This window comes from Streptomyces sp. ATCC 21386 (assembly GCF_018728545.1).
Lineage (GTDB): Bacteria > Actinomycetota > Actinomycetes > Streptomycetales > Streptomycetaceae > Streptomyces.
Window position 1 is genome coordinate 1,199,480 of the sequence record NZ_JAAVVL010000001.1, and the last position, 24,661, is coordinate 1,224,140.

22 protein-coding genes are annotated in these 24,661 nt (G+C 71.6%); 10 read left to right on the forward strand and 12 right to left on the reverse strand.

Translation table 11 applies throughout. The features are described from left to right. Positions 1 to 105: 105 nt before the first annotated feature. The 4 genes from GWK25_RS05300 to GWK25_RS05315 form a co-directional block, all read right to left on the reverse strand. On the reverse strand, positions 106 to 1,752 hold the full coding sequence (locus GWK25_RS05300) for an IS1182 family transposase (RefSeq protein ID WP_215448706.1): 1,647 nt from the start codon (positions 1,750 to 1,752) through the stop codon (positions 106 to 108). A gap of 137 nt (positions 1,753 to 1,889) precedes the next feature. Further along, complete coding sequence (locus tag GWK25_RS05305; protein ID WP_215457213.1) at positions 1,890 to 3,521, reverse strand: phospho-sugar mutase; 1,632 nt, start codon at positions 3,519 to 3,521, stop codon at positions 1,890 to 1,892. A 333-nt stretch (positions 3,522 to 3,854) separates the two neighbouring features. Continuing rightward, entirely contained in the window at positions 3,855 to 4,679 is an 825-nt protein-coding gene (locus GWK25_RS05310) for a purine-nucleoside phosphorylase (RefSeq protein WP_215448707.1), read from the reverse strand. A gap of 115 nt (positions 4,680 to 4,794) precedes the next feature. Continuing rightward, positions 4,795 to 5,232: a gamma-glutamylcyclotransferase gene (locus tag GWK25_RS05315; RefSeq protein ID WP_045562870.1), complete on the reverse strand. Its 438-nt coding sequence runs from the start codon at positions 5,230 to 5,232 to the stop codon at positions 4,795 to 4,797. Between the two features lie 172 nt (positions 5,233 to 5,404). Between GWK25_RS05315 and GWK25_RS05320 the strand changes: the two genes are divergently transcribed. Together GWK25_RS05320 and GWK25_RS05325 are read left to right on the forward strand one after the other, a co-directional pair. Beyond that, entirely contained in the window at positions 5,405 to 6,853 is a 1,449-nt protein-coding gene (locus GWK25_RS05320; RefSeq protein WP_215448708.1) for an NAD(P)H-quinone dehydrogenase, read from the forward strand. Positions 6,854 to 7,047: 194 nt separating this feature from the next. Further along, positions 7,048 to 8,055, forward strand: a complete 1,008-nt coding sequence (locus GWK25_RS05325) for a DeoR/GlpR family DNA-binding transcription regulator (RefSeq protein WP_215448709.1) — start codon at positions 7,048 to 7,050, stop codon at positions 8,053 to 8,055. 92 nt (positions 8,056 to 8,147) lie between these two features. Here the strand turns inward: GWK25_RS05325 and GWK25_RS05330 are convergent, their stop codons facing one another. After that, on the reverse strand, positions 8,148 to 8,714 hold the full coding sequence (locus tag GWK25_RS05330) for a TetR/AcrR family transcriptional regulator (protein ID WP_215448710.1): 567 nt from the start codon (positions 8,712 to 8,714) through the stop codon (positions 8,148 to 8,150). A 164-nt stretch (positions 8,715 to 8,878) separates the two neighbouring features. Then, positions 8,879 to 10,654 (reverse strand): biotin carboxylase N-terminal domain-containing protein, encoded by a 1,776-nt coding sequence (locus GWK25_RS05335; RefSeq protein ID WP_215448711.1) that lies wholly within the window; start codon positions 10,652 to 10,654, stop codon positions 8,879 to 8,881. 392 nt (positions 10,655 to 11,046) lie between these two features. Between GWK25_RS05335 and GWK25_RS05340 the strand changes: the two genes are divergently transcribed. Continuing rightward, entirely contained in the window at positions 11,047 to 11,547 is a 501-nt protein-coding gene (locus GWK25_RS05340; RefSeq protein ID WP_215448712.1) for a hypothetical protein, read from the forward strand. A gap of 9 nt (positions 11,548 to 11,556) precedes the next feature. On the opposite strand, the gene GWK25_RS05345 is transcribed toward GWK25_RS05340, so the two are convergent. The 4 genes from GWK25_RS05345 to GWK25_RS05355 all read right to left on the reverse strand — a co-directional run bounded on the left by GWK25_RS05345 (position 11,557) and on the right by GWK25_RS05355 (position 14,453). Further along, entirely contained in the window at positions 11,557 to 12,180 is a 624-nt protein-coding gene (locus GWK25_RS05345; protein ID WP_215448713.1) for a nucleoside triphosphate pyrophosphatase, read from the reverse strand. Positions 12,181 to 12,416: 236 nt separating this feature from the next. After that, on the reverse strand, positions 12,417 to 12,545 hold the full coding sequence (gene mmpB / locus GWK25_RS44205) for a morphogenic membrane protein MmpB (RefSeq protein WP_086784515.1): 129 nt from the start codon (positions 12,543 to 12,545) through the stop codon (positions 12,417 to 12,419). Between the two features lie 72 nt (positions 12,546 to 12,617). Continuing rightward, the gene (locus GWK25_RS05350) at positions 12,618 to 12,827 is read right to left on the reverse strand and encodes an acyl-CoA carboxylase epsilon subunit (protein WP_184904269.1); all 210 of its coding nucleotides are present in this window, start codon (positions 12,825 to 12,827) and stop codon (positions 12,618 to 12,620) included. Between the two features lie 27 nt (positions 12,828 to 12,854). After that, the gene (locus GWK25_RS05355) at positions 12,855 to 14,453 is read right to left on the reverse strand and encodes an acyl-CoA carboxylase subunit beta (RefSeq protein WP_215448714.1); all 1,599 of its coding nucleotides are present in this window, start codon (positions 14,451 to 14,453) and stop codon (positions 12,855 to 12,857) included. Positions 14,454 to 14,610: 157 nt separating this feature from the next. Here GWK25_RS05355 and GWK25_RS05360 point away from each other — a divergent pair, with 157 nt between their 5' ends. Both GWK25_RS05360 and GWK25_RS05365 read left to right on the forward strand, forming a co-directional pair. Beyond that, complete coding sequence (locus GWK25_RS05360; protein ID WP_215448715.1) at positions 14,611 to 15,486, forward strand: biotin--[acetyl-CoA-carboxylase] ligase; 876 nt, start codon at positions 14,611 to 14,613, stop codon at positions 15,484 to 15,486. A gap of 261 nt (positions 15,487 to 15,747) precedes the next feature. Then, a complete protein-coding gene (locus tag GWK25_RS05365) occupies positions 15,748 to 16,902 on the forward strand; it encodes an adenylate/guanylate cyclase domain-containing protein (RefSeq protein ID WP_215448716.1) in 1,155 nt (384 codons plus the stop codon). 6 nt (positions 16,903 to 16,908) lie between these two features. On the opposite strand, the gene GWK25_RS05370 is transcribed toward GWK25_RS05365, so the two are convergent. Next, positions 16,909 to 17,466 carry a hypothetical protein gene (locus GWK25_RS05370; protein WP_215448717.1) on the reverse strand — a complete coding sequence of 186 codons (558 nt, stop codon included), beginning with the start codon at positions 17,464 to 17,466 and terminating at the stop codon, positions 16,909 to 16,911. Positions 17,467 to 18,159: 693 nt separating this feature from the next. Between GWK25_RS05370 and GWK25_RS05375 the strand changes: the two genes are divergently transcribed. From GWK25_RS05375 to hutH, 3 genes are all read left to right on the forward strand, one after another. Beyond that, positions 18,160 to 18,975: an enoyl-CoA hydratase/isomerase family protein gene (locus GWK25_RS05375; RefSeq protein WP_215448718.1), complete on the forward strand. Its 816-nt coding sequence runs from the start codon at positions 18,160 to 18,162 to the stop codon at positions 18,973 to 18,975. 155 nt (positions 18,976 to 19,130) lie between these two features. Then, positions 19,131 to 20,300 carry a sensor domain-containing diguanylate cyclase gene (locus GWK25_RS05380; RefSeq protein WP_215448719.1) on the forward strand — a complete coding sequence of 390 codons (1,170 nt, stop codon included), beginning with the start codon at positions 19,131 to 19,133 and terminating at the stop codon, positions 20,298 to 20,300. 286 nt (positions 20,301 to 20,586) lie between these two features. Next, positions 20,587 to 22,125, forward strand: coding sequence for a histidine ammonia-lyase (gene hutH / locus GWK25_RS05385; RefSeq protein WP_215457214.1), 1,539 nt, complete (start codon positions 20,587 to 20,589; stop codon positions 22,123 to 22,125). Between the two features lie 210 nt (positions 22,126 to 22,335). Here hutH and GWK25_RS05390 read toward each other — a convergent pair whose 3' ends face one another. Beyond that, a complete protein-coding gene (locus tag GWK25_RS05390; protein ID WP_251829465.1) occupies positions 22,336 to 22,620 on the reverse strand; it encodes a hypothetical protein in 285 nt (94 codons plus the stop codon). 152 nt (positions 22,621 to 22,772) lie between these two features. On the opposite strand from GWK25_RS05390, the gene GWK25_RS05395 reads away from it, so the two are divergent. Both GWK25_RS05395 and GWK25_RS05400 read left to right on the forward strand, forming a co-directional pair. Continuing rightward, positions 22,773 to 23,114 (forward strand): hypothetical protein, encoded by a 342-nt coding sequence (locus GWK25_RS05395; RefSeq protein WP_215448721.1) that lies wholly within the window; start codon positions 22,773 to 22,775, stop codon positions 23,112 to 23,114. A 218-nt stretch (positions 23,115 to 23,332) separates the two neighbouring features. After that, positions 23,333 to 24,601 (forward strand): Ig-like domain-containing protein, encoded by a 1,269-nt coding sequence (locus GWK25_RS05400; RefSeq protein ID WP_215448722.1) that lies wholly within the window; start codon positions 23,333 to 23,335, stop codon positions 24,599 to 24,601. The last annotated feature ends 60 nt before the right edge of the window (positions 24,602 to 24,661 follow it).

Consider the following 24,661-nt stretch of genomic DNA (forward strand, 5'->3'; position numbering starts at 1 on the left):
GCCGGTGAGGTCGGCGGACCGTGCCGCGCCGTTTTGTCGGCGCGCGCATGGCGCAGGCCCCGGCCGGTGAATCGGACGCTGTTGGTAAATCCGCCCCGCTGGATCTCATTCAGCGGGGCGGAGTGCTGCGAAGGGTGAGGTGCGGGTGCGGGCGAGCGGTCTGCCGGTGAGCCAGGCATCGATGCGGGCGAGGTTGATGGCGGCGCCGGTGAAGTGGTGTTGCAGCCGGGTTTTGGCGAGGCCGCGGTAGCGGGATCTGCGCAGGCCGAATGCCTGGACGCCTTGGGAGATGGTGCCCTCGACGCCGGCGCGGTGTCCGTAGCGGCGGCGCCAGTGGTGGGTGTCCTGCTCGGTGCGGGCCTGCTGGAGGATCTCGTGTTCGGCTTTGGGGCGCAGGGTCAGATTGCGGCCGGTTTCGGCGGTGGTGCAGGAAGTCCGCAGTTCACAGGGGGTGCAGTGGCGTTCGGCGAAGCGGACGCGGGTGACCGGGGTGCCGCGGTGGCTCTGGGCGTCTCTCCACTGGACGCTGGTGTGGCCGCCGGGGCAGACGGCCTGGCGTTGCTCCCAGTCGACGGTGAAGCGCGTGCTGTCGAAGACGTCGCCGGTTGCCTGTTGCCGGATGGTGTTCTTCCCGACCGGTCCGACGAGGGTGATGCTGTGATCGCGGCGGGCGTGGTGGATCTGCTCGGCGTCGACGTATCCGGCGTCCAGCAGGTGTTCGTCCGGCACCAGTTGGCGGTCGGCAAGGGCGGTGTGGATGTCCTCCAGCACGGCGTTGTCGGTCACCGGTGCCGGGGTGGTGTGGATGTGGGTGATCAGGTGCGGGGCGTCGGGCTCGCAGGTCTCGCTGAGGTGGACCTTGTATCCGGACCAGGCCAGATCGCGCTTCGCTCCGGTCCTGGCCCCGGGCTCGTGCGGGGTGCGTAAGCGGATCAGGCCGGGCGGGGTGTTCTTCGGCTCCCGCCAGCGCACGGTGCCGTCGACGCGGTGAAACTGCTGCACCCAGGTCTGGCGGAGGAACTCCACCGCGGGAAGACGCTGCAGGCCGGGCGGTGCCGATGTCGACCAGACCGCTTCCAGCAGCACCGTGCCGTCGGCCCCGCACTGGTCGCCGTGCTCGATCCGGGCGGCCCACCGGGACGGGAAACGGCTGTCCTCCGGACGCGCCGAGTACCGGTCGAACCACTCCGGCGCAGCCAACCCCATCAGCCAGTCCCCGGCCGCCTCGGCGATCTGGTTCAAAGCCGCCCGCAGTGTCTCGACCACGAACTCCAGCCGGCTCAGATCCCTGGTCACGGCCAGTACATGGGTGGCGTCCGTGCGCTGCCGGTTACCCGCCTTGACCAGCCCGGCCTCCCCGGCGGCCGTCAGCACCGCGTCGAACACCGCCCGGCCCGCATCCGACTCGGTCAGCCGGGCCCGGAACTCGCTGAGCACGGAGAAGTCGAACCCCACGTCGGCCAGCTCCAGCGACAGGGCGTACTTCCAGTCCAGACGCGAACGGACCGCGTGCGCAGCCTGCCGGTCGGTCAGACCCTCGGCGAACTGCAACACCGACACCAGCGCCAGCCGCGCCGGCGAGACCACCGGCCGCCCCCGCGCCGAGAACAACTCCTCGAAGTCGGCATCGGCGAAGACCGGCCCGAGCGCATCCCGAACCCGCATCACCAGACACCCCTTCGGAAACACCGCACGCGCCAGCCGCGCGGTCTCCTCCGGAATCTCCGCCAGATCCACCCCACGCAACGACACGAACCCACCCCACGAACATGACGACGGCCTGCACAACCCCAACGGGGTCGTGCAGGCCGTCGTCACGCAGGCCCCCGGATTTACCAACAGCGTCCGGTGAATCGGCCGGGGCCCGCGTGTGCGAGGAGAGGCAGGGGTCAGATGCCCGCTGCCGCCGAGAGGTCCCGCTTGATGCCGGTCAGCAGCTCCGTCGCCTTCGCGCGGGCCGCCGGGAGGGCGGTCGGGTCGGCGACGGGCACCACGACCTCCAGGTAGCACTTGAGCTTGGGCTCGGTGCCGCTGGGGCGGACGATGACACGGGCGCCGTCGAGCGTGTAGCGCAGGCCGTCCGTGGGCGGGAGCCGGTCCGTGCCCCGGGTCAGGTCCTCGGCCCGGGTGACGGGCAGGCCGGCCAGGGCGGTCGGCGGCCGCTCACGGAGCCGTTCCATCGCGGCGGCGATGAGCGAGAGGTCCTGGACGCGGACCGAGAGCTGGTCGGTGGCGTGCAGGCCGTGTTCGACGGCGAGGTCGTCCAGCAGGTCGAGGAGGGTGCGGCCCTCCTCCTTCAGTCGCGAGGCGAGTTCCGTGATGAGCAGGGCCGCCGTGATGCCGTCCTTGTCGCGGACGCCCTCGGGGTCGACGCAGTAGCCGAGCGCCTCCTCGTAGCCGTAGCGCAGGCCCTCGACGCGGGCGATCCACTTGAAGCCGGTCAGGGTCTCCTCGTAGGGGAGGCCGGCCTTCTCGGCGATACGGCCGAGGAGGGAGGAGGAGACGATCGACTCGGCGAAGGTGCCCCGGGCGCCGCGCGCGACCAGGTGGGTGGCGAGGAGCGCGCCGACCTCGTCGCCGCGCAGCATGCGCCAGTCGGTGCCGTCCTTCACGGCCACCGCGCAGCGGTCCGCGTCCGGGTCGTTCGCCACGATCAGGTCGGGGTCCGTCTCGCGGGCCTTCGCGAAGGCCAGGTCCATCGCGCCGGGCTCCTCCGGGTTCGGGAAGGCGACCGTCGGGAACTCCGGGTCCGGGTCCGCCTGCTCGGCGACCAGGACGGGCTCCGGGAAGCCGGCCCGGGCGAAGGCGGCGAGCAGGGTGTCCCGGCCGACGCCGTGCATGGCCGTGTAGACCGTGCGTGCGGTCCGGGGGGAACCGGGGGCGAGCACCGCGTCCGTACGGGCCAGATAGGCCTCCAGGACGCTGTCGTCGAGGGTGTCCCAGCCGGCGTCCGGGCGGGGGACGTCGTCGAGGGAGCGTACGGCGTCGATCTCGGCCGCGATCCCGGCGTCGGCCGGGGGCACGATCTGGGAGCCGTCGCCCAGGTAGACCTTGTAGCCGTTGTCGCGCGGCGGGTTGTGGCTGGCCGTGACCTCCACGCCGGCCACCGCGCCCAGGTGCCTTATGGCGAAGGCCAGGACGGGAGTGGGCAGGGGGCGGGGCAGGACGGCCGCGCGCAGGCCCGCGCCGGTCATCACGGCGGCCGTGTCGCGGGCGAAGTCGGCTGACTTGTGGCGGGCGTCGTAGCCGATGACGACCAGGCCGCCGGTGTCGCCCTGCTTGTTGAGGTACGCCGCGAGGCCGGCGGCGGCGCGGATGACGACCGAGCGGTTCATGCGCATGGGGCCGGCGCCGAGTTCGCCGCGGAGGCCGGCCGTGCCGAACTGGAGGGTGCCGGAGAAGCGGGTGGTCAGCTCCGCCGTGTCCGCCGCGTCGATCAGCCTGCCGAGTTCGTCCCGGGTGTCCGGGTCGGGGTCCTCGGCCAGCCACGCCTTGGCGCGGGCGATCAGGTCGTCGTGCACGGGGGTCAACCTCTCGTTCTTTGTCTGCCGTCGGTCTTCTGCTGTGCCGTCGGTTCGATTGTCCTCGCCCCCGCCGCCCCTACCCGTCCCCGTGCCAGGGGCTGCGCCCCTGCGACCCCGCTCTCGGTGGGTTTCCGGGTGCGGGTTCGGTGGGGGTTGCTCGCGCAGTTCCCCGCGCTGCTGAAAGACCAGGCCCCTGCGGGCCTGGAAGGGTGCGGGGCCGCGGGGTGAAAAGCACGGGGCGCAGCCCCTGCTTTCCAGGCGCGCGGGGAACTGCGCGACCAGCCCTCACCCACCCGCACCCGACAACGCACCCCCCGGCGGATCCCCGGGCTACAGCCGGTTCAGGACCTGCGTCAGCAACGCGCCCATGCGGGTCGCCGAGTCGCGGCCCGCCTGGAGGACCTCCTCGTGGTTGAGGGGCTCGCCCGTCATCCCGGCCGCCAGGTTCGTCACCAGGGAGATGCCCAGGATCTCGGCGCCCGCCTCGCGCGCGGCGATGGCCTCCAGGACCGTGGACATGCCGACGAGGTCCGCGCCGATGACGCGGGCCATGCGGATCTCCGCCGGCGTCTCGTAGTGCGGGCCCGTGAACTGCGCGTAGACGCCCTCCTCCAGGGAGGGGTCGATCTCCTTGCACAGGGCGCGCAGGCGCGGGGAGTAGAGGTCCGTGAGGTCGACGAAGTTCGCGCCGACGATCGGCGACGTCGCCGTCAGGTTCAGGTGGTCGCTGATCAGCACCGGCTGGCCGGGACGCATGCCCTCGCGCAGACCGCCGCAGCCATTGGTGAGGACGATCGTCTTCACACCGGCGGCGACAGCCGTACGGACACCGTGCGCGACGGCGGCGACGCCGCGTCCCTCGTAGTAGTGGGTGCGGCCCAGGAAGACGAGCGCGCGCTTGTCACCGATCCTGTACGAGCGGACCTTGCCGCCGTGACCCTCGACCGCCGGCGGCGGGAAGCCGGGCAGCTCGGTGACCTGGAACTCGGCCTCGGCGGCGCCGAGGGCGTCCACGGCCGGGGCCCAGCCGGAGCCCATCACGAGAGCGACGTCGTGGGTCTCGGCGCCCGTCAGCTCACGCAGGCGCGCGGCGGCGGCGTCGGCGGCGGCGTACGGGTCGCCCTGGATGTCGTCCGGAAGAAGAGATGCGTTCACGTGACGAGGGTATCCGGTTTGAGCCTACGCGCGTAGATGACCAGGCTCACGGGACCGGGATCGTTGCCTTGTCGTTTCCAACACCGGGGGAGCCGCTCGCCCCCGGGCCGGTTCGTCAGCAGGGGCGCTTGCGCAGTTCCATCACATAGTCGTGCGGCGCGCCCGCCGACTCCGCCGCGTCCGCGACCTCTCCCAGATAGCGGGCGGAGGGCAGGCCGCCCTCGTAGCCGTTGAGGACGTAGACCCAGGCCGGTTCCTCACCGTCCAGCGTGTGCACGCGGACCCGCATCCGGCGGTATATGTCCAGCCCGACGCCGACCCAGCGGTCCATCGCGTCCTCGTCCATGGGGGCGATGTCGTAGAGGGCCACGAAGACCTGGGAGCGGGGGGCCTCCACGACGGTGGCCAGGGCGCCTTCCCAGCCCATGTGCTCGCCGCCGAAGGTCAGCCGCCAGTCGTTCAGCCAGCCGGTTGCGCGCAGCGGGGAGTGGGGGGCGCGGCGGGACATCAGGCGCGAGTCCAGGTTGCCGGCGTAGGCGGCGTAGAGCGACATGGGGGAGAGGGTACGGGAGCACTCCGCTCGGGGGCCGGGCGCCTGAGAAGGTGGGGGGGGTGCCCGTGGTCTCGCGAGTGCGGGTGTGTTGTGGCTGGTCGCGCAGTGTCCCGCGCCCCTCGCGGGGTGGCCCGCACCCCCGACTCGTTGGCACCCCCGCTCGTACGGGACAATGGGGCATGTGACTCGGATCGTGATCATCGGTGGCGGACCCGGCGGATATGAAGCGGCGCTGGTGGCCGCGCAGCTCGGCGCGGAGGTGACCGTCGTGGACTGCGACGGTCTGGGCGGGGCGTCGGTGCTGACCGACTGCGTGCCGTCGAAGACCCTCATCGCCACGGCCGAGGTGATGACGACCTTCGACTCCTCCTATGAGGAGCTGGGGATCATCGTCGCCGACGACACCCCGCACATCGACACGCCCGCGCGTGTCGTCGGCGTGGACCTCGGCAAGGTCAACCGGCGTGTGAAGAGGCTCGCGCTGGCGCAGTCGCACGACATCACCGCCTCGGTGACGCGCGCCGGCGCACGGGTCATGCGCGGGCGCGGGCGGCTCGCGGGCCAGCAGGACCTCGACGGGTCGCGCAAGGTCGTCGTGCGGGCGGCGGACGGGTCCGAGGAGACCCTGACCGCCGACGCCGTGCTCATCGCCACGGGCGGACATCCGCGCGAGCTGCCCGACGCGCAGCCGGACGGCGAGCGCATCCTCAACTGGACCCAGGTCTACGACCTGGACGAACTGCCGGAAGAGCTGATCGTCGTCGGGTCCGGTGTCACCGGTGCCGAGTTCGCCGGGGCCTACCAGGCGCTCGGGTCGCGCGTCACCCTCGTCTCCAGCCGCGACCGGGTGCTGCCGGGCGAGGACCCGGACGCCGCGGCAGTCCTGGAGGACGTGTTCCGGCGGCGCGGGATGAACGTCATGGCACGGTCCCGGGCCGAGTCCGCCAAACGGGTGGGGGACCGGGTCGAGGTCGCGCTCGCGGACGGGCGCGTCATCACCGGCTCGCACTGTCTGATGGCCGTCGGCGCCGTCCCCAACAGCGCCGGGATGGGCCTGGAGGAGGCCGGGGTCAAGGTCAAGGAGTCCGGGCACATCTGGACCGACAAGGTGTCGCGGACCACCGCCCCCGGCGTGTACGCGGCCGGTGACGTCACCGGGGTGTTCGCCCTGGCGTCCGTCGCCGCCATGCAGGGCCGTATCGCGATGTACCACTTCCTCGGCGACGCCGTGGCCCCGCTGAATCTGAAGACCGTGTCGTCCAACGTCTTCACCGACCCCGAGATCGCCACCGTCGGCTACACCCAGGCCGATCTGGACGCCGGAGTCATCGACGCCGTCGGGGTGAAGCTGCCGCTGCTGCGCAACCCGCGCGCCAAGATGCAGGGCATCCGGGACGGCTTCGTCAAGATCTTCTGCCGACCGGGCACCGGCATCGTCGTGGGCGGTGTGGTGGTCTCGCCGCGCGCCTCCGAGCTGATCCACCCGATCTCGATCGCGGTCGACAACAACCTGACGGTCGAGCAGATCGCGAACGCGTTCACCGTGTACCCGTCCCTGTCCGGCTCGATCGCCGAGGTCGCGCGCCAGCTCCACACGCGCAAGTCGGGTGGAGGGGTCTGACGTCGGTACGGTCCGTGCGGTTCGTACCGACCGCACGGACCGCACGGACCGCATGACCGTTCGGGCCGTTCGGTCGGTGTGATCTGTGCGTTCTGACCGATGTGTGCCGGGTTCCGTCCGGGATAGTCCCTATATCACTTCTCGCCCCACCCTGCGAACAACTTCTGCTATTCGGCGCAAACTGCTGAAAGCAGATGGTCGTTGGCGTTACTGTCAGTTTCGTGTTCGCTGCAGAACGTCGTCAATTGATCCTCGAAATGGTGCGGGCCAATGGAGCCGTGTCGCTCCGTGAGCTCGCCCGCGTCGTCCAGACCTCCGAAGTGACCGTACGGCGGGACGTGCGCGCTCTGGAGGCAGAAGGACTCCTCGACCGCCGACACGGCGGTGCGGTATTGCCGGGCGGGTTCACGCGGGAGTCCGGCTTTCCGCAGAAATCCCATCTCGCGACCGCCGAGAAGACGGCCATCGCCGATCTCGCCGCGAGCCTCGTCGAAGAGGGCGAGGCCATCGTGGTCGGGGCGGGGACCACCACGCAGGAGCTGGCACGCCGGCTCGCGCGGGTCCCCGGGCTGACCGTCGTCACCAACTCCCTGTTGGTGGCCCAGGCGTTGGCCCACGCCAACCGTGTGGAGGTCGTGATGACCGGCGGCACCCTGCGCGGTTCCAACTACGCCCTGGTCGGTTCCGGAGCCGAGCAGTCCCTCCAGGGGCTGCGTGTCTCCAAGGCCTTCCTCTCCGGGAGTGGACTGACCGCCGAGCGCGGCCTGTCCACGTCCAACATGCTGTCGGCGTCGGTCGACCGCGCGCTGGTCCAGGCCGCCGCCGAGGTCGTCGTGCTCGCCGACCACACCAAGCTCGGCGCCGACACGATGTTCCAGACGGTGCCGACGGATGTGATCACCCGGCTGGTCACCGACGATCCGCCCGGCCATGACGACCGCGCGGTCACCGAGCTGCAGGCCCTGGCCGATCAGGGTGTGCAGATCTCCGTGGCCGGGGCGTCGGGCACCGGGGGAACGGGAGGCGATCCCGTCCCGGCACGCCCTTCGCGCCGCGACGTGCCCCTTCCGGGGCCCCGCCGCAACCAGGTCCACGGCACCGCGCCCCAGCTGCGCACCGCCACGGTCCTGGGGGACCAGCCGCCCGCCGGTGAACGGGAACGGGAGCGGGCGGCCCGGGTCGCGGATCTGCGGCGCCGGTAGGGGCGTGAGCCGCGGCATCGGGCAGGGCGCGGAGCCGCGGCGGCGGGCAGGGGCGCGCGGGCTGAGCCCGGGTGGGCTCGGGCCGGCGGTGACTACGGCTTCAGGCCGCGCACGGTCAGCGCCAGCAGGCGGTCGGCCAACTCCGGGTCACCCGGGGTTTCCTCGGCCGCCAGCGCGATCGCGTGGGTGAGCTGGAGCAGATCTCCGATGGACACGTCGTCGCGTACGGCGTGAGCCTGTTGCGCCCGTCGGAGGAGGGCCGTGCCCGCTTCCCGGATTGGGGCGCAGCACCGGGCCAGGTCCGAGGGGTTCTCGTCCACGGCACGGGAGTCCGCGTACGAGACCGTCATCAGGGCCTGCGCCAGCCCTCGGTATTCGCCCGCATGGGTGATGATGTCGCGCAGCCAGGCGACGAGCGCCGTGCAGGGGTGCTCCATGCGCAGGTGTGCCTGGGCGCGGGCCAGCAGATCGGCGACGGCTTCCTCGAAGACCGCGCTCAGGAGGGCCTGGCGGTTCGGGAAGTGGCGGTACAGGGTGCCGATGCCCACATCCGCCCGGCGGGCGATGTCCTCGAGCGAGGCGGCGGTGCCGTGGGCCGCGAAGGCGAGGCGGGCCTGCGTGAGGAGGCGGTCGTGATTGCGGCGCGCGTCCGCGCGCATCGGTCGCGTGGTCGGCAAGGGTTCACCCGCTCTCTTCGCCGAGTGGTCGGTTCAGCCTAAGAGTTCGGGTGACCGAGGTGCGTGCGCGGGTGTGGGCCCCGGGGGCTTCTCGCACAGTTCCCCGCGCCCCCGAGAACAGGGGGCGCGGGGATTTCACGAGCTGGTCAGTCCTTGATCTCGCAGATGGGGGCGCCCGAGGTGAGGGAGGCGCCGACCTCCGCGGTGAGGCCCTTGACGGTGCCGGAGCGGTGGGCGTTCAGGGGCTGTTCCATCTTCATGGCCTCCAGGACGACGATGAGGTCGCCTTCCTTGACCTCCTGGCCCTCCTCGACGGCCACCTTGACGATGGTGCCCTGCATCGGAGAGGCGAGAGTGTCGCCGGAGGCCGCCGGACCGGACTTCTTGGCCGCGCGACGCTTCGGCTTGGCGCCGGCGGCGAGGCCGGTGCGGGCCAGGGTCATGCCCAGGGCGGCCGGGAGGGAGACCTCCAGGCGCTTGCCGCCGACCTCGACCACGATCGTCTCGCGGTCGGCGTCGTCGTCGGCCTCGGTGGTGTCGGCGGGGGCCGCGAAGGGCTTGATGTCGTTGACGAACTCGGTCTCGATCCAGCGGGTGTGGACCGTGAACGGGTCGCTGGAGCCGGTCAGTTCAGGAGCGAACGCCGGGTCCTTGACCACCACGCGGTGGAAGGGGATCGCGGTGGCCATGCCCTCGACGGTGAACTCGTCCAGTGCGCGGGCCGCGCGCTGCAGGGCCTGCTGCCGGGTGGCACCGGTGACGATCAGCTTGGCCAGCAGGGAGTCCCAGGCCGGGCCGATGACACTGCCGGACTCCACGCCCGCGTCCAGGCGGACACCGGGGCCCGAGGGTGCGGTGAACGTGGTGACCGTGCCGGGCGCCGGGAGGAAGCCCCGGCCCGGGTCCTCGCCGTTGATGCGGAACTCGAAGGAATGGCCGCGCATCGGCGGGTCGTCGTAGCCCAGTTCCTCGCCGTCGGCGATGCGGAACATCTCACGGACCAGGTCGATGCCGGTGACCTCCTCGGTGACCGGGTGTTCCACCTGCAGGCGGGTGTTGACCTCCAGGAAGGAGATCGTGCCGTCCGCGCCGACGAGGAACTCGACGGTGCCGGCGCCGACGTAGCCGGCCTCCTTGAGGATCGCCTTGGAGGCAGCGTACAGCTCGGCGTTCTGCGCCTCGGACAGGAAGGGGGCCGGGGCCTCCTCGACCAGCTTCTGGTGGCGGCGCTGGAGCGAGCAGTCACGGGTCGAGACGACGACCACGTTGCCGTGCTGGTCCGCCAGGCACTGGGTCTCGACGTGGCGGGGCTTGTCGAGGTAACGCTCCACGAAGCACTCGCCCCGGCCGAAGGCGGCGACGGCCTCGCGCACGGCGGAGTCGTACAGCTCGGGGACCTCTTCGAGGGTGCGGGCGACCTTCAGGCCGCGGCCGCCACCGCCGAAGGCGGCCTTGATCGCGATCGGCAGGCCGTGCTCCCGGGCGAAGGCCACGACCTCCTCGGCGCCCGAGACCGGGTCCGGGGTGCCCGCGACCAGCGGGGCACCGGCGCGCTGGGCGATGTGACGGGCCGCCACCTTGTCACCCAGGTCACGGATCGCCTGCGGCGGCGGGCCGATCCAGATCAGACCCGCGTCCAGGACCGCCTGAGCGAACTCCGCGTTCTCCGAGAGGAACCCGTAGCCCGGGTGGACCGCGTCGGCGCCCGCGTCCTTCGCCGCCTGGAGGACCTTGCCCATGTCCAGGTAGCTGGTCGCCGGAGTGTCACCGCCCAACGCGAACGCCTCGTCCGCGGCGCGCACATGCAGCGCATCCCGGTCCGGATCGGCGTACACGGCCACGCTCGCGATCCCGGCGTCCCGGCACGCCCGGGCGACGCGGACAGCGATTTCGCCTCGGTTGGCGATCAACACCTTGCGCACGATGGCTCCCTCTCCTTGAAACAAGCCGAGTTTAGGGACTGCCGACACGGCGTTTCGACCCGTCCACAATGGTGAGCTTGCCCACACGGAGCGTGAATCGAGGCTCACTCAACCCGCGAAATCCCTTGTCGCACAGCATGGCGCAGGACTCCACGCGAAAACCCTAGCCCTCTGATGTGGTCAAGGTCTCTGTGCGGCCATGCTGCGGCCGGTTGGGTTTCTTTGTGGAGTCCCTACTAATGGCCCAACGATTCTTTGCTCTCGTAAGAACCCTTGTCCCGAGGTTTACCCGTTAGTAGCGTTCGCGATGTCTCGAACACCTACCTGGGGTAACGAGTGGGTGTGCGGGGAGAGCGTCGAGCGACAGACGAGAGCGGAAGTGGGTGGGGCCGGTGATCCGCAGACCGGTGGCGGTACTGACGGCGATCGTGCTGTTCGTGGAAGGGCTCGGGATCGCCGGGGTCCAGTGGCTCCTCGGCACCGTCGTCGACCGGCAGCAGATGTCGCTCGCCGGGCTGGATTCCGGCGCGATGTCCGTCTCCACGAAGGCCGGGGGCGTCCTCTTCGGCCTCTACTTCGTCTTCTGCGGGGTCGTCGCGCTGCTCGTGGCGCTGCGCAACAGTCCCCCCGCCGGGCTCGGCAGGATCCTGCTCATCAGCGTCGCCGTCGTGCACGGGCTGCTCGGGGCGCTCACCGTGGGGCTGGTCGGGTGGGGCGCGTTCGCGTTCATGATGGCGGTGCTGGGGCTGGTGCTGCTCACCCTGATGACGTACGACCGACAGGACGGGGTCGCTGACGCCGTGCCAGGTGGCTCCGGGGCCGACGGGGGTACCGGGAGCACTGGCGGCGGGGGGCCGGAGCAGGCCGCTCCGGCCGCGCCCGGTGCCTCGTGAGGGTTCGCGTCAGTCGGCGCGGGGCGTCCACAGGTCGGTGATGGACACGCCGAGTTGGGCCAGCAGGCGGCGGAGCAGGGGGAGGCTGATGCCGATGACGTTCCCGTGGTCGCCGTCGATGCCGTCGATGAACGGCGCCGAGCGGCCGTCGAGCGTGAACGCCCCCGCGACGTAGAGGGGCTCGCCCGAGGCCACGTACGCGGCGATCTCCTCGTCCGAGGGGTCGCCGAAGTGGACGACCGTGGAGGCGGTCGCGGAGGTGTAGCGGCCGGTGGCGGTGTCGTAGACGCAGTGGCCCGTCTGGAGGGTGCCGGCACGGCCGCGCATGGACTTCCAGCGGGCGGTGGCCTCCTCGGCGTCGGCGGGCTTGCCGAGGGCCTCGCCGTCGAGGTCGAGGACCGAGTCGCAGCCGATGACGAGGGCGCCCTTGACCTCCGGCTTCGCGGCGACGACGGAGGCCTTGGCCTCGGCGAGGGCCAGGGCCAGGTCGGCGGGGGTGGGCGCGGACACGGCGTCCTCGTCCACACCACTGACGATCACCTCGGGCGCGAGGCCGGCCTGGCGCAGGAGATTGAGCCGGGCAGGGGACTGGGAGGCGAGGATCAGGCGACGGTGGGTTTGTGGGGCGCTCATGCGCTCAGGGTATTGCGTGGGTCGGTGGGTGCGGGCTGAGTGGGCCGGGTGGGGTGCGGGCTGAGTGGGCCGGGTGGGGTGCGTTGTCGGGGGCGTGCCGGGGGGTGTCCGGCCTCGAAACGGCGCGGAATCGGTTGGCCGGGAAGCGGGGCGAGTTGACGCGCCAACCGCCGCGGGCGGACACCCCCCGGCACGCCCCCTTCTCGCCGTACGCGGCTCTCCGTGCGGTGTGGTGGTCAGAGGATGCCCAGGACCAGCATCGCCAGGAGCATGGCGCAGGCCATGAGCACGCCGAGCCGCCGAAGCATGGCCTGCGTGTCGCGCAGTTCCTTCGGCGGCTCGTTCTCAGGGTCGGACCAGAGCATGCTCCGATGGTGCGCCGCCCGGCGGGCCGGGCGCCTGAGTACGCGTACTCAATTCGGTAGGCGAGGTTCCGCTCAGCCGGGCCAGTAGGTGCGGCTCCACGTGGTGGGGCCCGGGGCCGGCAGGCGGTGGGCGGCGATGCGGGACGGGTCGGACCAGGAGTCCCGGGGGGCGGGCGCGCCGGGCGGCTCGGTGGCCGCCGCCGCGGCGCGGGCGCGGACCACCGCCAGGGCGGCGGCCAGCTCCTCCGGGGTCGGGTTTCCGCGTACGACCTTGATGGTCATGTCGGCTCCCAGCGGGGTCGCGGGTGGTTACAGGGGGATGTTGCCGTGCTTCTTCGGGGGCAGGGACTCGCGCTTGGTGCGAAGTTGACGCAGGCCGCGGACCAGGTGGCGGCGGGTCTCGGAGGGCGGGATGACGGCGTCGACGTAGCCGCGCTCGGCCGCCGTGTAGGGGTTGAGGAGGGTGTCCTCGTACTCCTGGATGAGGCGGGCGCGGACCTCCTCGCGTTCGTCGTCGGGGGCGGCGGCGATGGTGCGGCGATGCAGGATGTTGACCGCGCCCTGGGCGCCCATGACGGCGATCTGCGCGCTGGGCCAGGCGAGGTTGAGGTCGGCGCCGAGGTGCTTGGAGCCCATGACGTCGTAGGCGCCGCCGAAGGCCTTGCGGGTGATGACGGTGATGAGGGGGACGGTGGCTTCGGCGTAGGCGTAGATGAGCTTGGCGCCGCGGCGGATGATGCCCTCGTGCTCCTGGCCGACGCCCGGGAGGAAGCCGGGGACGTCGACGAAGGTCAGCACGGGGACGTTGAAGGCGTCGCAGGTGCGCACGAAGCGGGCGGCCTTCTCGGAGGCGTCGATGTCCAGGCAGCCGGCGAACTGCATCGGCTGGTTGGCGACGATGCCCACCGGGTGGCCCTCGATACGGCCGAAGCCGGTGAGGATGTTCGGTGCGAAGAGTGCCTGGGTCTCGAAGAACTCGGCGTCGTCCAGGACGTGTTCGACGACCGTGTGCATGTCGTAGGGCTGGTTGGCGCTGTCCGGGACGAGGGTGTCGAGTTCGCGGTCCTCGTCGGTGAGGGTGAGGTCCGCCTGCTCGGGGAAGGCCGGGGGCTCACTGAGGTTGTTGGAGGGGAGGTAGGAGAGGAGCTGCTTGACGTACTCGATGGCGTCCTTCTCGTCGCCCGCCATGTGGTGCGCCACGCCGGAGGTCGCGTTGTGGGTGCGGGCGCCGCCGAGTTCCTCGAAGCCGACGTCCTCGCCGGTCACCGTCTTGATGACGTCCGGGCCGGTGATGAACATGTGCGAGGTCTGGTCGACCATCACCGTGAAGTCGGTGATCGCGGGGGAGTAGACCGCTCCGCCCGCGCACGGGCCGACGACCAGGCTGATCTGGGGGATGACGCCGCTCGCGTGGGTGTTGCGGCGGAAGATCTCGCCGTACATGCCGAGGGCCATGACGCCCTCCTGGATGCGGGCGCCGCCGGAGTCGTTGATGCCGATGACCGGGCAGCCGGTCTTGAGGGCGAAGTCCATGACTTTCATGATCTTTTGGCCGAAGACCTCGCCGAGCGAGCCGCCGAGGACGGTGAAGTCCTGGGAGAAGACGGCTACCGGGCGGCCGTCGACCGTGCCGTAGCCGGTGACGACACCGTCGCCGTAGGGGCGGTTGTTCTCCATGCCGAAGTCGGTGGAGCGGTGCCGGGCGAACTCGTCGAACTCCACGAAGGAGTCCTCGTCGAGGAGCAGTTCGATCCGCTCACGGGCCGTCAGCTTGCCCTTGGCGTGCTGCTTCTCCACCGCGCGCTCGGAGCCGGCGTGCGTCGCCTCGTGGATACGGCGCTGCAGATCCGCGAGCTTCCCCGCGGTCGTGTGAATGTCGATGCTTGCTGGCTCTACCGGCTCGGACATCGGGGTGCGGCTCCCTGCCTGCTCATGGGGACGTGAGGGATCAGTCAGTACGTGCTGCGCGGTGCGTGCTCATAAGTGGGTGCGGTTACTCATCCGTAGCGTAGTGCTGTGCCAACTGTTCGGCAGTGCGGCGTTTACCACACCTAATGTGGGTTGCATGACGCCGCGAAATTCCTCTTCAGACGACGGTAACGACAAGCCGGGCGGACGCTGGTCCGACCTCGACCGGCCACCCCTCAACTCCGCCTCCCTGCGCCGGGCCCTGGTCCGGGAGGGCGGGCTGTGGAGTTCCCTGGACGTGGTGCCCGTCGTCGGTTCCACCAACACCGACCTCGCGGGGCGGGCCGACCGGCTTCCCGAGGGCGCGGTGCTCGTCGCCGAGGAACAGAACGCGGGCCGGGGGCGGCTCGACCGCGTCTGGACCGCGCCGCCGCGCTCCGGTCTGTTCTTCTCCGTCCTCCTCAAGCCGACCGAGGTGCCCGTGCGCCACTGGGGCTGGCTGCCGCTTCTCACCGGGGTCGCCGTCGCGACCGGGCTGTCCCGGGCCGCCGGGGTCGACACGGCACTCAAGTGGCCCAACGACCTGCTGGTGACCGTGGGGGGCGAGGAGCGCAAGGCCGGCGGGATCCTCGCGGAGCGGGCGGGCTCGGAGGGTGTCGTGATCGGGATCGGCATCAACGTCAGCCTGCGCGAGGAGGAGCTGCCGGTGCCCGCGGCGGGGTCGCTGGCGCTCGCCGGTGCCGTGAGCACGGACCGTGATCCGCTGCTGCGGGCCGTGCTGCGGTCGCTGGAGGAGTGGTACGGGCGGTGGCGGGCGGCCGGGGGTGATCCGTCCGCGAGCGGGCTCCAGGAGACCTATGCCGCGGGGTGCGCGACGCTGGGGCGCACCGTGCGGGCCGAGCTGCCCGGGGATCGGTCGGTGGTGGGGGAGGCCGTGGCCGTGGACGGGGACGGGCGGCTCGTTCTCGCGACGGAGGCGGGGGTGCAGGAGCCGGTGGGGGCGGGGGACATCGTGCATCTGCGGCCCGTTTGACGGGTGCGGCCCGTGCGTCCGGTGCGGGTCGTGGGGCCGGTGCGTGCTGAGGGGTGGGTGACAGGAGGTGTGGCTGGTGGGTGCTGGGAACTCGGGGTGGTGTCGGGGGAGGGCGTGTTTCGCTCACCGGCGTTCGCCGGGTGCGTGTGGACGGCGGGTGTCCACCATCGGCCCCACCTGACGGAGTGAGCTGGCGCACACCTGCCGTAGAGTTGAGGCCGGTCGAGTACGTGACCGCGGGAGATCGGAAGGGCAGCAGGAGTGAGCGTCGAGGACACGGGCTCCGGCACGGACGCGGATGGCCGCGTGGAGCCGCCCCCTCTCTCGGCTTCGCTCGAGCGGGGCGAGCCCCACGGCGTGGACGCCGATGAGGAGGACCCTCTGGCGCTGCGGCTCGAAGGGCTGATCCTCGGGGCCGAGCGCCGGTACACCCCTTTTCAGGCGGCACGCAGCGCCGGTGTCTCCATGGAGCTGGCGTCCCGTTTCTGGCGGGCCATGGGCTTCGCGGACATCGGTCAGGCCAAGGCGCTGACCGAGGCCGACGTGCTCGCGCTGCGGCGCCTGGCCGGTCTCGTCGAGGCGGGGCTGCTGAGTGAGGCCATGGCGGTGCAGGTGGCCCGTTCGACCGGGCAGACCACGGCACGGCTGGCCGAGTGGCAGATCGACTCCTTCCTGGAGGGCCTGACCGAGCCGCCGGAACCGGGGATGACCCGGACCGAGGTGACGTATCCGCTGGTCGAGCTGTTGCTGCCGGAGCTGGAGGAGTTCCTCGTCTACGTCTGGCGCCGTCAGCTGGCCGCCGCCACCGGGCGGGTCGTGCAGGCCGCGGACGACGAGGAGATGGTCGACCGGCGGCTGGCCGTCTGCTTCGCCGATCTCGTCGGGTTCACCCGGCTGACCCGGCGGATGGAGGAGGAGGAGCTCGGCGAGCTGGTCGAGGCCTTCGAGACCACGGCGGCGGACCTGGTGGCGGCGAACGGGGGGCGGCTCATCAAGACCCTCGGGGACGAGGTCCTGTACGCCACGGACGACGCCGGTGTCGCGGCCGAGATCGCCCTGCGTCTCATCGAGACCATGGCCAACGACGAGACCATGCCCGAGCTGCGCGTCGGCATGGCCTTCGGCACGGTGACGACGCGGATGGGTGACGTCTTCGGGTCCACCGTGAACCTCGCGAGCCGGCTCACCTCGATAGCGCCGAAGGACGCGGTTCTCGTCGACGGTGCCTTCGCCGAGGAGCTGATCCGTACGGGCGAGGCGCCCGCCTCCGAGGCCGAGGCCGCCGAGGCCGCGGCCGCCGCGGAGAAGGAGGGCGAGGAACCGCCCACCTACCGCTTCGCCCTCCAGCCGATGTGGCAACGGCCCGTGCGCGGGCTGGGCGTGGTCCAGCCGTGGCTGCTCACCCGGCGGGGCTGATCTCCGCTATCCGCTCAGGGCGTCGTTGACGCATACGCCGACGATCGGGACGCAGAGGCCCGGCTTCGTGGGCTTCGTGGGTGTGGTCGTGTCCCCGGGGTCGGTCGGCGTGGTCGGTGCGTCGGGCGCGGTCGGCTGCTGAGGGGCTGCCGCCGAGGGCTGGGTGGGTGCCGGCGCGCTGGGGCGTTGGGCTTCCGGAGCGCGCGGTGCCGTGGAGGTGTCCCGTGGCGGTGGCGTCCTGGGGAGGTCGCGGGCACCTGGGGCGGAGGGGATGTCCACGCCGATGGAGGGGCCGGGCTGGTAGCCGGAAGGGGTCGGCGTGGGGGCGGGCGCTCCCGCTGAGGGCGGCTGCTGGGTGGGCGTGGGGTTCCCGGCGCCCATGGGGGTGTCGGCGGTCGGGGTGCCCGCGTCGGGGGAGGGCTCGCCGCCCACGGTGGCTCCCGCCTCGGTCGTCCCGTCCGTGATGTCGTCCGCCGCGCTCGGTGCCGGACCTGCCGCGCCGACGCCGCCGACCGGGTCCGACGTCAGCCGTACGAGGCTCAGCGCACCCGCCGCCAGGGCCATCCCGCCCACCGCGAACAACAGCTTCCGGGGGCGGGGCCGGCGGTGCCGGCCTCGCGGGCGGGGGGCGGGGCCGGTCTGGGGCGAGGGTTCTGTGGCGGCGTCGGCTGTGGTCGCGGAGAGGGCGGCGGAGAAGGGTGTCGTGTGGCCTGAGGGGGCCGTGGACGGCTTCCAGGGTGGCGAGGATGTCGTCGGCCCCGGGCGAGCGCCTGGCGGCGTGTCGGCCGTCCGGGCCGTGGGAAGCCCTGCTGCGGTCGGTGCCTGCGGTGCCTGCGGTGCCTGCGGTGCCTGCGGCGATTGCGGTGCCTGCGGTGGCTGGTGTGGCGCCCGTGGTGTGGTCTGCGTCGGCCTGGTGGCCGTGGTCGTCGTCATGGTCCGTCCCTCCCCTGTGCGCCCGTGTCCCTCGGTGCGCCTATGGCGGAGCGCAGGTTATGCGGCGCGGTGGGCGGTGTGGCCGGAGAAGGCCCGGATGTCACCCGTACGGGGAGAAGGCCGCCGGGGCAGGTCAAGGGGCGGCTCCGTGGGCACTCCCGTTGGGGTGGCCGACGGGCGCACGGCTGACGCCGCCGCTTGCCGGTGCATCGCCCGCCGGTGGATTGCCTGCCGGTGTATCCGGAGCCCGGCCAGGGTTTCGTTCGGTGGGGGCGGCTGGGATGATCGGGGCGGTTGTTAACTGTCGTTAACCGGGAGGGTGTCATGGGTGAGGGTGTGGAGCAGGCGGGAGAGCGGCGGTTCGGGGAGTTCGTCGTGGTGCGGCGGCACGGGTACGTCGCCGAACTCGCGCTGGACCGGCCCAAGGCCATGAACGCCGTGTCGACCGACATGGCCCGCTCCGTCGCGGCGGCGTGCGGCGCGCTCGCCGCCGACCGGGACGTACGCGTCGTCGTGGTGACGTCCACGCACGAGCGCGCGTTCTGTGTGGGGGCGGATCTGAAGGAGCGGAACTCCTTCAGCGACGCCGACCTGGTGCGGCAGCGGCCCGTCGCGCGCGCCGCGTACACCGGCGTGCTGGAGCTGCCGATGCCCACGATCGCCGCCGTGCACGGCTTCGCGCTGGGCGGCGGCTTCGAACTGGCCCTGTCCTGCGACCTGATCGTGGCCGACCGTACGGCGGTGGTGGGGCTGCCCGAGGTGTCGGTGGGGGTGATCCCGGGCGGCGGGGGCACGCAACTGCTGCCGCGTCGGGTGGGGGTCGCGCGGGCCGCCGAGCTGATCTTCACGGCGCGGCGGCTGGAGGCCGAGGAGGCGCGGGAGCTGGGGCTCGTGGACGAGCTGGTGGAGGAGGGGCGGGACCGGGCGGAGGCGTTGGCGCTGGCCGAGCGCATCGCCGCGAACTCGCCGGTCGGGCTGCGGGCGGCCAAGCGCGCGCTGCGGCTGGGGCACGGACTCGACCTGCGGGCCGGTCTGGAGGTCGAGGACGCGGCCTGGCGCTCGGTCGCGTTCTCGGGCGACCGGGCGGAGGGTGTGGCTGCGTTCAACGAGAAGCGGAAGCCGGCCTGGCCGGGGGAGTGAGGGTGGGTTCGGGCTGTGTGCGCCGGTGCCAGGGGCATGCCCTCCCGGCCGTCTCGTGGCCGTCTTGTGGTCCTTCGGCTCCGGTGCCCGTGGTCCGTACCCCTGTTCGCCCCACTAACGTCCCGAATCAGGGCAAAGCTACCTAGCCTGGGGTGATGGGAGAGGACAGGCGGCTGAGGGCCGTGGTCGCGTTGGCGCGGGGGATGGCGGGGGCGCGTACGTCACCGGAGACGTGGTGGGCGGCCGCGGACGGATCGTGCCGGGCGCTCTCGGGGAGCTTCGCCGCGCTGTCCGTGTGGGAGCGGGAGCGCGGGCTGCTGCGGGTGCTGGTGAACGTGGGCAACCGGGCGGCGGACGAGGAGGAGTTCCCGGAGGACGAGACGTACCCGGTGCACGAGTTCCCGGAGATCGCGGAGTTCCTGCACGAACGCTGGCTGGAGGGCGGTGAGCCCAACGCCTGGGTGGAGACGGCGGCCGGGCCGGTCGGCGGTCGGCGGCCCGGCGGCTACTGCCATCAGCGCGTCGCCGCGCTGCGCCGGCGAGGGCGCGGCTGCTGCGTGGTGGCGCCCGTGGTGCTGAACGGCCGGGCGTGGGGCGAACTGTATGTGGCCCGGCCCGCCGGGGAGCCCGTCTTCCACGGCGACGACGCCGCGTTCGCCACCGTGCTCGCCTCGGTCGTGGCGGCCGGTCTCGCGCAGTCCGAGCGGCTGGAGGAGGCCCGGCGGCTCGCCTTCACCGACCCCCTCACCGGACTGGGCAACCGCCGCGCGGTCGACCTCCGGCTCGACGAGGCGATGGAGGCGTACCGGCGCGACGGCACGGTGATCAGCCTTGTCGTCTGCGACCTCAACGGGCTGAAGAAGGTCAACGACTCCTACGGGCACGCCATGGGCGATCAGCTGCTGGAGAGGTTCGGTTCCGTGCTGTCGCGCTGCGCGGCCGAACTGCCTCGGGTGCTGGTCGCGCGGCTCGGCGGGGACGAGTTCTGTCTGCTCGCGGTGGGGCCGTCGGCGGACGACGTGGTGCGGGTCGCCGGGGACCTGTGCGTGCGGGCGCGGGAGCTGGAACCGGGTGACGGGGTCGCCTGCGGGGTCGCGTCCACCGGGGATCCGATCGGGCCGCTGCGCTCGGCCCGGCGGCTCTTCCGGCTGGCCGACGCGGCGCAGTACCGGGCCAAGGCCGCGGGGTCCGTCGAGCCGGTCGTCGCGGGACGTGAGGGGGAGGGTGGCGAGGATCCCGTGGTCAGCCTCGCCGACCGGCCGCCCGCCCCGGTGGACCCCGCGCACCCGGGGGACCGGCGCCGCATTCGAGGGCGCCGGTCCTAGGGCGGGCCGCGCGACGGGTCGAGTCGGCGCGCGGTCCTGGGCTGCCCACGGCCAAGGGGGGAGTGGGCCGTGGGCCGGTCCGAGATCTCGACCCTACGCTCCTGTTCGCACCCCTAACGCTCTGACCTGGGGATTCTGACCAATCTCTGAGCAAGCTCGGATCGTTCTCGAAGCGGATTCCGATCTACGCGGATTGCGGACCGCGGTGGGTAAGGAGCCCCTCCGCTGTTCGGTCGTGACATTCGGCGATTCAGTCCCTACGATCCTGAATATGGATATGCACTCTGTGGACACGGTGGTCCTCGGGACGTCCGGGGTCACCGCGGCCGACGTCATCGCCGTGGCGCGCGCCGGCGCCCGGGTCGAGCTCTCCGACGAGGCGGTGGCCGCCCTCGCCGCGGCACGCGAGATCGTGGACGCGCTGGCGGCCAAGCCGGAGCCCGTCTACGGCGTCTCCACCGGCTTCGGCGCTCTCGCGACCCGGCACATCAGCCCGGAGCTGCGCGCCAGGCTCCAGCGCAACATCGTCCGCTCCCACGCGGCCGGCATGGGACCGCGCGTGGAGCGCGAGGTCGTGCGCGCGCTGATGTTCCTGCGGCTGAAGACCGTCTGCTCCGGCCGGACCGGCGTACGGCCCGAGGTCGCGCAGACCATGGCCGACGTCCTCAACGCCGGCATCACACCGGTGGTGCACGAGTACGGCTCGCTCGGCTGCTCCGGCGATCTGGCGCCGCTGTCGCACTGCGCGCTCACCCTGATGGGCGAGGGGGACGCGGAGGGGCCCGACGGGGTCGTACGGCCCGCCGGCGAGCTGCTCGCCGAGCACGGCATCGCTCCCGTGGAGCTGCGCGAGAAGGAGGGGCTGGCTCTCCTCAACGGCACCGACGGCATGCTCGGCATGCTGGTCATGGCGCTCGCCGACCTGGAACTGCTGTACACCTCGGCCGACATCACCGCCGCGATCTCGCTGGAGGCGCTGCTCGGCACGGACCGGGTCCTCGCGCCCGAGCTGCACGCCATCCGTCCGCACCCGGGGCAGGCCGCCTCCGCGGCCAACATGCTCGCGGTGCTGAAGGGGTCGGGGCTCACCGGGCACCACCAGGACGACGCGCCCCGCGTGCAGGACGCGTACTCGGTGCGGTGTGCTCCGCAGGTGGCCGGGGCCGGGCGGGACACCGTCGCGTACGCGCGGCTCGTCGCGGAGCGGGAGTTGGCGGCGGCGGTCGACAACCCCGTGGTCCTGCCGGACGGGAGGGTCGAGTCCAACGGGAACTTCCACGGGGCGCCGGTCGCGTACGTCCTCGACTTCCTCGCCATCGCGGTGGCGGATCTCGCCTCGATCGCGGAGCGACGGACGGACCGGCTGCTCGACAAGAACCGTTCGCACGGGCTGCCGCCGTTCCTCGCGGACGACGCCGGGGTCGACTCCGGGCTGATGATCGCGCAGTACACGCAGGCGGCGCTGGTGAGCGAACTGAAGCGGCTGGCCGTGCCGGCCTCGGCCGACTCCATCCCGTCCTCCGCGATGCAGGAGGACCACGTGTCGATGGGGTGGGCGGCCGCGCGGAAGCTGCGGACCGCCGTGGACGGTCTGGCCCGGGTGCTCGCGGTGGAGTTGTACGCGGGGACGCGGGGGGTGGAGCTGCGGGAAGGGCTGGTGGCCGCGCCGGCCACTCGGGCCGTGGTGGCGGCGGTGCGGGGTGCCGGGGTCGAGGGGCCCGGGCCGGATCGCTTTCTCGCGCCTGATCTGGCGCTGGCCGAGGAGTTCGTGCGGGACGGGCGCTTGGTGGCGGCGGCGGAGTCCGTCACGGGGGGGCTTGCCTGAGTTGTCTCGCCCCCGCCGCCCCTGCCCGTCCCCTCACCAAGGGGCTGCGCCCCTTTGACCCCCATCCGCGGGTCCGGTGGGGCTTCTCGCGCAGTTCCCCGCGCCCCTGAAGGGCCTCCGGCCCTTTCGGGCCGAAAAGCATGGGGCGCAGCCCCAGCATTTCAGGGGCGCGGGGAACTGCGCGACCAGCCCCACCGGACCCGCGCCCGACTACACGCCCCGTACCGGCCCGAAATCTTCCCGCTCGCGGCGGATCGCGTACGCCAGGAAACCCGCGCCCACGCCCAGCATCGCCGTGCCCCCGATGACGTACGGGGTCGTGTTGGGGCTACCCGTGTCGGCCAGTTCGCGGGTTTCGGAGGTGGTCGTCTCCGTCGTCGTGGACGCGTTCGTCGCCGTCCGGTCGCGTATCGCCGCCTCGTCCTGGGTCGCGTTGGCGGACGGCACGAACCAGAGGGCACCCAGCAGGGTGCCCGCGGCGGTGGCGGTCAGCAGCGATCGGCGGGCGGTGGACGACGCGCGACGTGCGACGGACACGGAATATCGATCCCCTTGTGGCGCTGGCGAATTGGCCGTAGGGACCGATGCTAATGAAAGGCGCGGGTCGTGGGAAAGTCGCGTGACCTGTGAGCCGTACGCTCCGGAGCATGAGCACAACGGAGACATCACAGTTTGTCCGGCTTCGCGTCGAGTTGGTGGTCGAGGTCGAGGATGTGGAGGCCGTCACCGGCGCCGCGTTGCGGCGGATCGCGGACGACCCCGATATGCCCGCCGATGAACGGGTACACGCCGAGAGTGCGGTGACGGAGGACACGGCGGAGGCGCTCGCCTACCTGGTCGACCCGTTCGACCTGGTCGGGGAGGTGCCGGGGGTCGAACTCGCCCAGGCCTCCTGGAGCAGTGAAGGCATCGACTACGACCCCGATTCGCCGGAATGGGGTCTCGACGAGGATGATGATCGGGAGGACGAGGAAGACCGACTCGGCTGAGCGGCTTGGGAGATTGATGGCCCCGGGCGGCAACCGCTGCCCGGGGTTCTCTCGTCTCATGGGTCGCACCAGTCACTAGTGCACCGCCGCCGGGTCGCCGTCGATCCGTTGCGGGTGGAGTGGCGTATCCCACATCTCCGCTTCGGCGGAACGGCTCGGTGCCGTAGTGGTGTTTAAGTGCTTACGGGGATCTTCGGGGTTTTGGGGATTCGGCAACGATGGAGAAGCGTGTGATGACGAACAGTAAGCGGCGCAGGGGCCTGACGGTCGCGTCCGCACTGCTCGGCGGGGTGCTGGTGCTCTCTGCGTGCAGCGGGGGTGACAGCGACAACGCGTCCGGGAACGACGGCGGGGACTCCTCGCAGGCCCAGGCCGACAAGGCGGCGGCCGAGAAGACCTCCGAGGCGGACATCAAGATCACGCCGAAGGACGGCTCGGACAACGCCTCCATCAACAACTCGGCGAAGGTCACCGTGAGCAAGGGAACGCTCACGGAAGTGAAGATGACCACTTCCGAGGGCGCCGCCGTCGAGGGCGAGATATCCGCCGACAAGAAGAGCTGGGCGCCGAGCGTTCAGCTGGAGCGGTCCACCAGCTACAAGATCACGGCGGCCGCCGAGGACTCCGAGGGCCGCGAGGCGCACGAGAACGCCGCGTTCACCACGGTCTCCCCGGCCAACAGCTTCATCGGCAACTTCACGCCCGAGGACGGCTCCACGGTCGGCGTCGGCATGCCCGTCTCGATCAACTTCGACAAGGCGATCACCAACAAGGCCGAGGTCCAGAAGGGGATCACCGTCTCCAGCAGCTCCGGCCAGGAGGTCGTGGGGCACTGGTTCAACGCCAACCGCATCGACTTCCGCCCCGAGGACTACTGGCAGGAGAACTCCACCGTCACCCTGAAGCTCGCGCTCGACGGGGTCGAGGGAGCCGACGGTGTCTACGGTGTGCAGCAGAAGACGGTCACCTTCAAGATCGGCCGCAATCAGGTCTCCGTCGTCGACGCCAAGACCAAGCAGATGAAGGTCATGCAGGACGGGAAGGTCATCAAGACCATCCCGATCTCCGCCGGTTCGCCCGAGAACAAGACCTACCAGGGCGTCATGGTGATGTCGGAGATGTTCAAGGAGACGCGCATGAACGGCGCGACCGTGGGCTTCACCGACGACGACGGCAAGGGCGAGTACGACATCAAGGACGTGCCGCACGCCATCCGCCTCACCACGTCCGGGACGTTCATCCACGGCAACTACTGGGGCGCCGACTCCGTCTTCGGCAACGTCAACACCAGCCACGGCTGTGTCGGTCTGAACGACACCAAGGGTGCCAACGACAAGGGCACGGCGGGCTACTGGTTCTACAACAACTCGATCGTCGGTGACGTCGTGGACATCCGGAACACCGGTGACAAGACGGTGGCCCCGGACAACGGCCTCAACGGCTGGAACCTGGACTGGGCCGCCTGGAAGGCCGGCTCGGCGGTCTGATCCGCAGTCACTCGCGTCACTCGCACGTCGTCGATGCCGCCCCCGGGTCTCCCGGGGGCG